Origin of the sequence: Flavobacterium sp. F52 (assembly GCF_000278705.1) — a bacterium.
Lineage (GTDB): Bacteria > Bacteroidota > Bacteroidia > Flavobacteriales > Flavobacteriaceae > Flavobacterium > Flavobacterium anhuiense.
The window spans coordinates 119,822-130,309 of the sequence record NZ_AKZQ01000030.1; the positions used below are offsets into that span (position 1 = coordinate 119,822).

The window sequence follows — 10,488 nt, forward strand, 5'->3', positions numbered from 1 at the left end:
TTTTGAATATTATAAAAAAACCTTAGAATCTTTATTTCACAAAATCCACTGCTTTATCCAAAGCCTCAGCAATTCCATCAACATTTTTACCTCCTGCGGTTGCGAAGAAAGGCTGTCCTCCTCCCCCACCTTGGATATATTTACCTAATTCACGAACAACTTGTCCAGCGTTTAGGTTTTTCTCAGCTACAATTTCTTTTGAAATATAACAAGTCAACATTGGTTTTCCTTCATGAGCGGTTGCGAAAACTACAAATAAGTTATTGTAAGAACCACCTAATTCGTAAGCTAAATCTTTTGCGCCTTCTGGGTTTAAATCTACTTGTTTTGCCAAGAATTGAACTCCATTGATTTCTTGCAATTCTTTAGCCAAATCAGCTTTCATGTTTTTAGCTTTATCTTTTAATAAAGCTTCTAATTGTTTTTTCAATTGGGCATTTTCATCCTGTAGTGCCAAGATTGATTTAACCGGATCTTGAGCATTTTTAAGAGCTTCTTTAATTTCAGCTAAAGAAACAGCTTGTGACTCAAAATATTCTTTTGCTGCTTCACTTGTAATGGCTTCAATTCTTCTGATTCCAGCCGCTACAGCTCCTTCAGAAATAATTTTAAAATGCCAGATATCTGATGTATTGGCAACGTGAGTTCCTCCGCATAATTCGACAGAATCTCCAAATTTAATGGTACGAACTAAATCACCATATTTCTCTCCAAATAAAGCAATTGCTCCTTCTTCTAAAGCCTGTTCTTTCGGAATAGCTCTTTTTTCGATTAATGGCAAACTTTCGCGAATCCTAGCATTTACGAAGTTTTCTACTTCTACTAATTCTTCATCACTTACTTTAGCGAAATGAGAAAAGTCAAAACGCAATGAAGCATTTCTTACCATCGAACCTTTTTGCTCAATATGCGTCCCTAAAATCTTACGTAAAGCCTGGTGCAACAAGTGCGTAGCCGAGTGGTTAGACGAAGTTTTAGCTCTTTGGTTTGCATCAACAACCGCGTTAAAAGTTCCCGTAAGGTTTTCTGGTAACGATTTTGCTAAATGTATCGTTTGGTTATTTTCTTTCTTTGTGTCTATGATGTAAACAATATCACCATTTTGAGCTTCCAAATATCCTTTATCTCCCGTTTGTCCTCCGCTTTCTCCATAAAAAGGAGTAGCATTGAAAACCAATTGGAAAATCTCCCCGTCTTTTGCACTTTCCACTCTACGGTATTTAGTGATTTTAACCTGTTGGGATAATCTGTCGTAACCAACAAATTCCTGAATATCATCTTCTACAATTACATTCCAGTCTCCTGCCGTAACTTTCGATGCCGCACGAGATCTCTCTTTTTGTAATTGCAATTGTTCTTGGAACCCTTCTTCGTCTAATTTCAATCCTCTTTCAGAAAGAATCAAAGCTGTTAAATCGATTGGGAATCCGTAAGTATCATACAATTCAAATGCCTTTTTACCATCAACAGTATCTGTATTGTTATTTGAAATTACAGCATCTAAAAGAACTAATCCCTGATCTAAAGTTTTTAAGAATGAATTTTCTTCTTCACGAATTACATTCGAACAAAGTGCTTTCTGTGTTCTGATTTCTGGGAAAGAATCTCCCATTTGCTCGCTTAAAGTCTCAACCAATTTAAAAATAAACGGCTCTTTTGTTCCTAAGAAAGTAAATCCGTAACGAATTGCACGACGTAGAATTCTACGAATAACATATCCTGCTCCCGTATTAGAAGGCAACTGACCGTCAGCAATAGCAAAAGCTACCGCACGAACGTGATCTGCCACTACACGAATAGCAATATTCATTTTATTTTGTTCTTCACTAATGCCTGTTACATCATTAGTTGTATATTTTGCTCCAGTAATGGTTTCAATTTCTCTAATTAAAGGCATGAAAACATCAGTATCATAGTTTGATGTTTTTCCTTGTAAAGCCATACACAAACGCTCAAATCCCATTCCAGTATCAACGTGTTGTGCTGGAAGTTTTTCTAATGAACCATCAGCTTTACGGTTGAATTCCATGAATACGTTATTCCAGATTTCAACTACTTGCGGGTGATCATTGTTTACTAAACTTTTTCCAGAAACTAATGCTTTTTCTTCTTCAGGACGTAAATCAACGTGAATTTCAGAACAAGGTCCGCATGGTCCTTGGTCACCCATTTCCCAGAAATTATCTTTTTTGTTTCCAAGAATGATTCTGTCTTCGTCGATTAAAGTTTTCCAGATGTCCCAAGCTTCTTGATCAAACGGAACGTTATCTTCTTTACTTCCTTCAAAAACAGAAACATAAAGATTTTCTTTTGGAATTTTGTACACTTCTGTCAACAGTTCCCAAGCCCAGTTGATCGCTTCTTTTTTGAAGTAATCGCCAAAAGACCAGTTTCCAAGCATTTCAAACATCGTGTGGTGGTACGTATCGATACCTACTTCTTCAAGGTCGTTATGTTTTCCTGAAACACGAAGACATTTTTGCGTATCGGCTATTCTTGGACTTTTTGGAGTTCCGTTTCCTAAGAAAAATTCTTTAAACTGGGCCATCCCCGAGTTATTGAACATTAGGGTTGGATCGTCTTTAAGAACAATAGGAGCTGAAGGAACAATAGTGTGCCCCTTACTCTCAAAAAAATCTAAAAATTGTTTACGTACGTCTTGTGATTTCATATTTAAATTAGAAAAATGTGTCTGTTTAATGTGTTAATTTGATAATTAGACGATTAGATAATCCATTCATTTGATGATACGTTAAGTTTTTTATAATGTGATTAAAAAACTTATAATTTAAACAATAAATTGCCTATTTTGCGCATTATCTAATGATAAAATAGCCCCAATATCTAATCATTAATCCTCGTAAAAAAAGTGTCGAAGAGCTGAAACATTTATCAGTTTTATTCGACTAACTTATTTTACAGGGAGCAAAAATAGCGTATTTTAAAATATGGCGAAAGTAAAATATTATTACGACCCAGAAAATCTGGCTTATACGAAAATAAAAACCAGAAAAAGAATTAAAATTGGTTACGCCTTACTGTTTTTATTAGCCTCGGCATTGTTTGGCTTTTTAGTTTTTGTCCTTTTAATTAATACGCCTTATTTTGAAACTCCAAAAGATCGTTTGCAGGCACGCGAAATTGAAAATTTAAAGCTTCAATATGCCATTTTGAATAAAAAACTGGATGAAATTGATGAAGCGGCAGATGCTTTAGAAGAACGTGACAATAATATTTATCGTGTTTATTTCAACAAAGCTGAAATTCCAGATTCGATTCGAAAAGCTGGTTTTAGAAGTTCTGACAAATACAAAGCTCTAGAAGGGTACAACAATTCTCAATTGGTTTTGAATGCCACAAAAAGAATTGACAAACTTTCGAAGCAATTGGCGATTCAGTCTAAATCTCTAGACGAAATTTTAAAATTAGCTGGAGCTAAAGAAAATTTATTGTTAGCGATTCCTGCCATTCAGCCAGTGCGAAATGAAAATTTAAAGCGCGTCGCGTCAGGTTTTGGATACCGCATTGACCCTTTCACGAAAGTGAGAAAAATGCATAACGGAATGGATTTCACCGCCAATACAGGAGCTCCAATTTACGCAACTGGAGATGGCGTGGTGCAAAGAGCTGACAACACGGCCTCTGGGTACGGAAATCATATCGTAATCAGGCATGGTTTTGGATATGAAAGTTTGTACGCGCATTTAAGCAAATACAACTGCCGGCCAGGACAAAAGGTAAAACGCGGAGATGTTATTGGATACGTGGGAAGCACAGGAAGATCTGAAGGTCCTCATTGTCATTATGAAGTGCATAAAGACGGAAAAGTGGTTAACCCGCTGAACTTCTATTATGGAAATATTTCGGCTGTAGAATATGTGGCAATTTCTCAAATGGCAAACCAAGAAAATCAATCATTAGATTAATAGTACAAAAAATAGTATTTTTGAAATAAAATAGAAAAAACGAACCATGCATATTGAACTTTCTAAAGACAAAAGATATTACAGTATTGGCGAAGTAGCCAAAGCTTTTAATGTCAATGCCTCTTTGATACGATTTTGGGACAGCGAATTTGACATTCTAAAACCTAAAAAAAATGCAAAGGGAAACAGGATGTTCACACCAGAAGACATTACCAACCTTCAGCTAATCTATCATTTAGTAAAGGAAAGAGGATTTACGCTAGAAGGCGCCAAAATACACTTAAAAGAGGGTCAGAAGAAAACGTTAGATAAATTCGAAATAATACGTAAATTAGAGTCGATAAAAACGCAACTGAACGAGATAAAAAACGAATTGTAATTAAAAATAGAAATAAACTTAAATCAAAACAAATATGAAAAAGTGGTTAATCCCTGTAGGAATTATTGTAGCACTTATTGCTATTATCGCATTTTGGTCGATTGGTATTAAAAATACTGCTTTGCAACACAGCCAAGCTGTAAATAAAGAATGGGGAAATGTTCAAACGGCTTACCAAAGACGTAATGATCTTATCGGGAATTTAGTAAACACTGTAAAAGGTGCTGCTGACTTTGAAAAAGGAACTTTAACAGCTGTTATTGAAGCGCGTGCAAAAGCTACATCTGTAACAATTGATCCAAGCAATGTAACTCCTGAACAATTAGCTGCATTTAATCAAGCTCAAAGTGGCGTTAGCTCTTCTTTATCAAGATTATTAGTTTCTGTTGAACAGTATCCAACTTTAAAAACTAATGAGAACTTCTTGAAACTACAAGATGAATTAGCAAGCACTGAAAACCAAATTTTAACGGCTAGAACTCGTTTCAATGAATCAGTACAAACGTATAACGGTTATGTTTTGAAAATTCCAAACAACTGGTTCTTGAGCGAATACAAAGAAAAACCATATTTTGAAGCTTCTACTGGAGCGGACAAACCTGTTGAAGTAAAATTCTAAAGATTATTATTTTTGATTAACGATTTCAGATTTAATCTGTAATCTAAAATCTACAATCTAAACTCTAAAATAATTTCCATGTCAAAAGTAGAAGATTTTTTAACCAAAGAAGAAGAGCAAGAAATTGTTGAAGCTATTCGTATGGCTGAAAGTAATACTTCTGGCGAAATTAGAGTACATATAGAAAAAACAACTTCTAAAGTCCATTTTGATAGGGCTTTAGAAGTTTTTCATGAATTGCGAATGGATGAAACTAAATTGAAAAATGGAGTATTGCTCTATTTTGCAGTTGAAGACAAAAACTTCGTGATTTGTGGAGACAAAGGAATTAATGATTTAGTTTCTAATGATTTTTGGGATTGTACCAAAGATATTATGGTGAATCATTTTAAAGCCGGCAATTTTAAACAAGGAATTGTTGACGGTATTTTGAATGCCGGAGAACAACTCAAAAAATACTTTCCTTCTCAGGAAGGCGATATCAACGAATTATCTAACGAAATATCAAAAGGATAAATAATGAAAAATTCCCAAATTAAAATCTCAAATTCTAATAGAATTTTTCAGATTACTCTTTTGTTTATCGCGTTTTTTATCAGCAATACTATTTTTGCCCAATTTGAGATTCCGCCAAAACCTAGTTTTCAGACTTCTGTTTACGATTATGCTAATATTTTAAGTTCTACTGAAAAAGCTCAGTTAGAGGAAAAACTAATTCGCTACTCCGATTCGACTACAACTCAAATCGTAATTATTACAGTTGAAAGTTTAAAAGGAGAAGATGTAAGCCAATTGGCCACAAAATGGGGACAAACTTGGGGAATTGGAGGAACAAAAGAAGATGACAATGGAGTCGTTATTCTTTTGGCAAAAAACGAAAAAAAGATTGCAATTAATCCTGGTTACGGATTAGAAGATCGTCTAACAGCAGGAATTGGAGGAACAATCATCAGAAATATTATTATACCAGAGTTTAAAGCAGGAAGCTTCTATAATGGTCTTGATAAAGGAACTGATGCTATTATTGATGTTTTTAAAGGAAAATTTAAAGGCGAACGTAAACAAACAAAAAAAGGACAAGACTTCCCTATTCTGCCTTTTATTGTAATTGTAGTAATTGTTTTAATTTTACTCTCTCGAAATAAAAGAGGCGGAGGAGGAAATTCTGGCAACAATGGCGGTGGGGGTCCTAGCCTACTCGACGTTATTATTCTAAGTAATCTTGGAAGAAGCGGCGGAGGCGGATTTGGAGGCTTCGGTGGTGGCTCATCTGGCGGAGGCGGTGGCTTCGGCGGCGGATTTGGCGGTGGAGGTTTCTCTGGCGGTGGATCAAGCGGAGGCTGGTAAATTCTTTTGTTTAAAGTTTTATTTGTTTCACGTATCAAGTTTAGGTTTCAATATTAAAAAATCATACATTTACATTTTACAATTTATTAATAGATGTTATCACATAAAGCAAAATACGCCCTTAAGGCCTTACTTTATTTAGCAGAACAAGACGAAAATCACATTTCCAGAACTGTGGAAATAGCTGAAGGAGCTAATATTCCCAAAAAGTTTTTAGAACAGATTTTATTAGATCTAAAACGCGGTCGTTTTGTGAGCAGTAAGCAGGGAAAATTTGGAGGTTATTATCTGATAAAATCTAAAAATGATATCACTTTGGCAGAAATTCACCGATTATTTGACGGTGCAATTGCACTTTTGCCATGCGCTTCTCTTAATTTTTACGAGCCTTGTTCTGATTGCAAAACCGAGTCTGAATGCAGTCTGCGTCACGGTTTGATGCTTATTAGAGACAAAACTTTGAAAGCCATGGAAGGCATCACAATCGCTTCACTTGTAAAAAAATAAAAAAATATTTTCTAAAGTCTAGTAAATCGATAGAATTAATTATATATTTGCCAAAAATAATTAACTAATCATTTACAAAATTTTAACTCATGAAAGTACATTCTAGTAAATCAGGTGGACAAAATCTTTTGCAAAAAAAACATAATTATAATTTCACAACTGTGAATACTGTTTCATCTATGATGTGTATGTGTTGGTAAAAAAAATTTAATATTAAATTCTACTAATCACATATACTTAATATAAAAATGAAAACATCTTTACAAAACATATTTACAATACTTGCTGTTTTAACGTTCTCAATCTCTTTTGCCCAAAAAATTGAAGGGGTTGTCACTACTGATCAAAATATCCCTTTAGAAGCAGCCAATGTGGTAATCAAAGGAACAACTTTTAGCACGATTACAGATTCTGAAGGACGATTTTCAATCGAATCTCAAGGAAAATTACCTCTTACACTTTTAGTTCAATATATAGGATACAATACTGCTGAACTTGAAATTACAGCTATACCAGCTTCTCCATTATTAATCACTTTACGTGAAGAAAACAAACTTGTTGAGGTTGTCGTTTCTTCAAGAAGAAGAATAGAAAAGGTTCAAGATGTGCCAATTGCCGTTTCTGTTGTTACAGGAAAACAAGCCGAAGCAGCTGGAGCTTTTAACGTTAACCGTATTAAAGAATTGGTTCCTTCTGTACAATTGTATTCTTCAAACCCTCGAAATACTGGAATCAACATCAGAAGTTTAGGTTCACCATTCGGGCTTACCAATGATGGTATCGATCCTGGAGTTGGTTTCTACGTAGACGGTGTTTATTACGCTCGTCCAGCAGCAACTACTTTAGATTTTATCGATGTAGAACAAATCGAAGTATTGCGCGGACCACAAGGTTCTTTATTTGGAAAAAATACTACTTCAGGAGCTTTTAATATCACTTCTCGCAAACCAAGTTTTACACCAGGAGCAGATTTCGAAATAAGTTATGGAAATTATGCTTTTTTACAAGCTAAAGCTTCTATAACAGGAGCACTAGGAAAAAAGGTTGCTGGTCGTTTATCTTTTTCAGGAACTCAGCGTGATGGTCTAATTGACAACGTTGTTACAGGAAGACCAACAAACACTTTAAACAATCAAGGTTTTAGAGGACAATTATTATGGACTCCGACAGAAAACACAAACGTTACTTTTGCAGGAGATCTTACAACACAGCGTCCTGACGGATATGCTCAGGTTGTTGCTGGTGTTGCTCCTACTCAAAGAGCTGCATACCGTCAGTTTGATGCTATTATTAAAGATTTAAACTATCAGCTGCCAAGTTTAAATGCTTTTGACCGTAAGATTGATCATGACACTCCTTGGCGTTCTGGACAGGATTTAGGAGGGATTTCGTTAAACATTGACACTAAAATTGGTGGCGGTACGCTTACTTCTACAACTGCTTGGCGTTTTTGGAACTGGGATCCATCTAATGACAGAGATTTCACAGGATTACAAGTTTTAGCTAAATCTCAGAATCCAACAAGACAAACTCAGGTTACACAAGAAGTTCGTTATGCTGGACAATTAACTTCAAAAATTAGTGGTGTTGCAGGAGTATTCTTTATTGATCAGACTTCTCAAACAAATGGTACAGAAGAATCTGGAAATGCACAATGGAGATTCTCTCAAAGCTCAACTAGTCCACTATGGAAAACTCCAGGTCTTTTTGAAGGATACGGAATTCATACTGATGCAAGAATTAGAGCTTCTAGTGCTGCCGTATTTGGTCAGATTGATTGGGCACTTACAGAACGTTTCCATGTTTTACCAGGTTTAAGATATAACTTTGATAAAAAAGACGCTCATTATTCTCGTAAAACTTATGGAGGTCTTCAAACTACAGATCCAGCCTTATTGGCTTTGAAAAAATCAGTTTACTCTGATCAGGCATTTGATTCAGATACAGACAATACAGACTTTTCTGGAAACATCACGCTTACTTATAAAGCATCAGACAAAATCAATATTTATGCAACAGCTGCTAAAAGTTACAAACCTGTTGGAGTTAACGTAGCAGGGCTTCCATCAAACTCTGCGGGACAACCAATGACTGAACTTGCGGTGATTAAACCTGAGAAAGTGTATCATTATGAATTTGGTGTAAAAACTTCTCCATTCAAAAATTCAATCTTCAACTTAACGTTCTTTAATACTGATATCAAAGATTTCCAAACCAACGTTCAAGCAGCTGAGTTAGGAGTAAATCGCGGTTATCTTGCTAACGCAGATAAAGTACGTGTAAGAGGAGCAGAATTGGATGCAAGTTTTGTTATCAACTCGCACTTAACCATCAATGGTGCTGCAACTTATACAGACGGTAAATATGTGAAATTTACAAATGCGCCACTTCCGTTAGAAGAAACAGGACTTGTTGTTAATGGGGTTCAAGTATCTTACAAAGATGTTTCTGGAACAGAATTGCCAGGTGCTTCAAGATGGGCAGGTTCACTTGGAGGTGAGCTTTCTGATAATGCAAGATTCTTTGGTAATGCTGGAAAAATTTTCTTCGCTGCTGACGGATACGCTCGTTCTGAATTTTCTTCAAGCCCCTCGGCTTCAAAATATTTAGTTGTAAAAGGTTATGCAATCTTTAATGCTCGTTTAGGTTTCCGCGCTTCGCAAGGTTTATCTATTCAGATTTGGGGAAGAAACCTTTTCAACAAAGATTATTATGAGCAATTATTGCCTGCAAGTGGTAACACAGGGCAATATGCTGGAGTTCTTGGTGATCAAAGAACTTACGGAGTTACATTTAAGTATTCGCTGTAAGGTGGTTAGTTAGTTTTAGTATTAAAAAGGGATGCATTTTAAAATGTATCCCTTTTTTTATTTCACAAAAAAACTTTCAAAACAAATTTAAAATTAAAAAGAAATAAGATCATTTGTATAAATTCGCAGTCTGAATTTATCTTTCTTGAGCAGATCTTTTAAATTACTTTTAACTATACTCTTTGTTTGCCAGACGGTTACAGGGCAAAACCAAAGAAATATCGACCATCAGACTTTGACTTGGATTCGATACTACAATATTTTTCCATTATCTGAAAAGTGGGCTCTACATTCTGAATTTGACAATCGAAGCTTTGTAAACCCTGTTCATGAAAATCTTTTTGTTATACGATCTCAAGCTCGTTACAGGGCAACTAAAATGATAGATTTGGGTGCTGGATTTGCTTTTTTCAGCGTAAACACTCAAAATCCAAACATTGATCCAGATTATTCTGTTCCTGAATACCGCGCTCAGCAAGATGTAACATTGATTAATGATATTGCTAAAATTACCTTTCATAACCGCTTTCAATTGGAAGAACGCTTCATTCAAAAAACAGACAAAAACGGACTTTTGGATAAATTTTCATTTGCATATAGATTCAGATACCGTTTGCAATCTATGTTTACAATCTGGGAAAAAGAAGAGAGAAGCATAAAAGGCACTATTTCTGACGAAGTTTTATTTAATTTCGGAAAAGACAATCGCAGAAATACATTCGATCAAAATCGTTTCTACGTTGCTTTGCGTTATCATTTCAATCCAAATCTTGGTTTAGAATTGGGTTATATAAAAAACTTTCAAAGACGCGCTAGCGGCGTAGATTTCTATGATCGTGATATTATTCGATTTACAGTTTATCATAGGATTAATCGGAAATTTTAGATTTTAGATTTTAG

At 35.2% G+C, this 10,488-nt stretch carries 9 protein-coding genes; 8 read left to right on the plus strand and 1 reads right to left on the minus strand.

Going from position 1 to position 10,488, the window contains the following annotated elements; translation table 11 throughout:
• Positions 1-31: 31 nt before the first annotated feature.
• Positions 32-2,671 (minus strand): alanine--tRNA ligase, encoded by a 2,640-nt coding sequence (gene alaS / locus FF52_RS15615; protein WP_008467002.1) that lies wholly within the window; start codon positions 2,669-2,671, stop codon positions 32-34.
• A gap of 277 nt (positions 2,672-2,948) precedes the next feature.
• Here alaS and FF52_RS15620 point away from each other — a divergent pair, with 277 nt between their 5' ends.
• The 8 genes from FF52_RS15620 to FF52_RS15655 all read left to right on the plus strand — a co-directional run bounded on the left by FF52_RS15620 (position 2,949) and on the right by FF52_RS15655 (position 10,474).
• Entirely contained in the window at positions 2,949-3,926 is a 978-nt protein-coding gene (locus FF52_RS15620) for a M23 family metallopeptidase (RefSeq protein WP_008467003.1), read from the plus strand.
• 46 nt (positions 3,927-3,972) lie between these two features.
• Positions 3,973-4,305 carry a MerR family transcriptional regulator gene (locus FF52_RS15625; RefSeq protein ID WP_008467004.1) on the plus strand — a complete coding sequence of 111 codons (333 nt, stop codon included), beginning with the start codon at positions 3,973-3,975 and terminating at the stop codon, positions 4,303-4,305.
• A gap of 34 nt (positions 4,306-4,339) precedes the next feature.
• The gene (locus FF52_RS15630; protein ID WP_008467005.1) at positions 4,340-4,924 is read left to right on the plus strand and encodes a LemA family protein; all 585 of its coding nucleotides are present in this window, start codon (positions 4,340-4,342) and stop codon (positions 4,922-4,924) included.
• 78 nt (positions 4,925-5,002) lie between these two features.
• A complete protein-coding gene (locus FF52_RS15635; protein WP_008467007.1) occupies positions 5,003-5,440 on the plus strand; it encodes a TPM domain-containing protein in 438 nt (145 codons plus the stop codon).
• 3 nt (positions 5,441-5,443) lie between these two features.
• On the plus strand, positions 5,444-6,271 hold the full coding sequence (locus FF52_RS15640; protein WP_008467008.1) for a TPM domain-containing protein: 828 nt from the start codon (positions 5,444-5,446) through the stop codon (positions 6,269-6,271).
• A 93-nt stretch (positions 6,272-6,364) separates the two neighbouring features.
• Positions 6,365-6,778 (plus strand): RrF2 family transcriptional regulator, encoded by a 414-nt coding sequence (locus FF52_RS15645; RefSeq protein ID WP_008467009.1) that lies wholly within the window; start codon positions 6,365-6,367, stop codon positions 6,776-6,778.
• 248 nt (positions 6,779-7,026) lie between these two features.
• Complete coding sequence (locus FF52_RS15650) at positions 7,027-9,588, plus strand: TonB-dependent receptor (RefSeq protein WP_008467010.1); 2,562 nt, start codon at positions 7,027-7,029, stop codon at positions 9,586-9,588.
• Between the two features lie 145 nt (positions 9,589-9,733).
• Positions 9,734-10,474, plus strand: coding sequence for a DUF2490 domain-containing protein (locus FF52_RS15655; RefSeq protein ID WP_157498625.1), 741 nt, complete (start codon positions 9,734-9,736; stop codon positions 10,472-10,474).
• Positions 10,475-10,488 lie beyond the last annotated feature (14 nt).

Coding starts and splice junctions, on each gene's coding strand:
- FF52_RS15625 (WP_008467004.1), top strand. CDS start 3,973: ATGCATATTGAACTTTCTAAAGACAAAAGATATTACAGTATTGGCGAA.
- FF52_RS15650 (WP_008467010.1), top strand. CDS start 7,027: ATGAAAACATCTTTACAAAACATATTTACAATACTTGCTGTTTTAACG.
- FF52_RS15630 (WP_008467005.1), top strand. CDS start 4,340: ATGAAAAAGTGGTTAATCCCTGTAGGAATTATTGTAGCACTTATTGCT.
- alaS (WP_008467002.1), bottom strand. CDS start 2,671: ATGAAATCACAAGACGTACGTAAACAATTTTTAGATTTTTTTGAGAGT.
- FF52_RS15640 (WP_008467008.1), top strand. CDS start 5,444: ATGAAAAATTCCCAAATTAAAATCTCAAATTCTAATAGAATTTTTCAG.
- FF52_RS15635 (WP_008467007.1), top strand. CDS start 5,003: ATGTCAAAAGTAGAAGATTTTTTAACCAAAGAAGAAGAGCAAGAAATT.
- FF52_RS15645 (WP_008467009.1), top strand. CDS start 6,365: ATGTTATCACATAAAGCAAAATACGCCCTTAAGGCCTTACTTTATTTA.
- FF52_RS15620 (WP_008467003.1), top strand. CDS start 2,949: ATGGCGAAAGTAAAATATTATTACGACCCAGAAAATCTGGCTTATACG.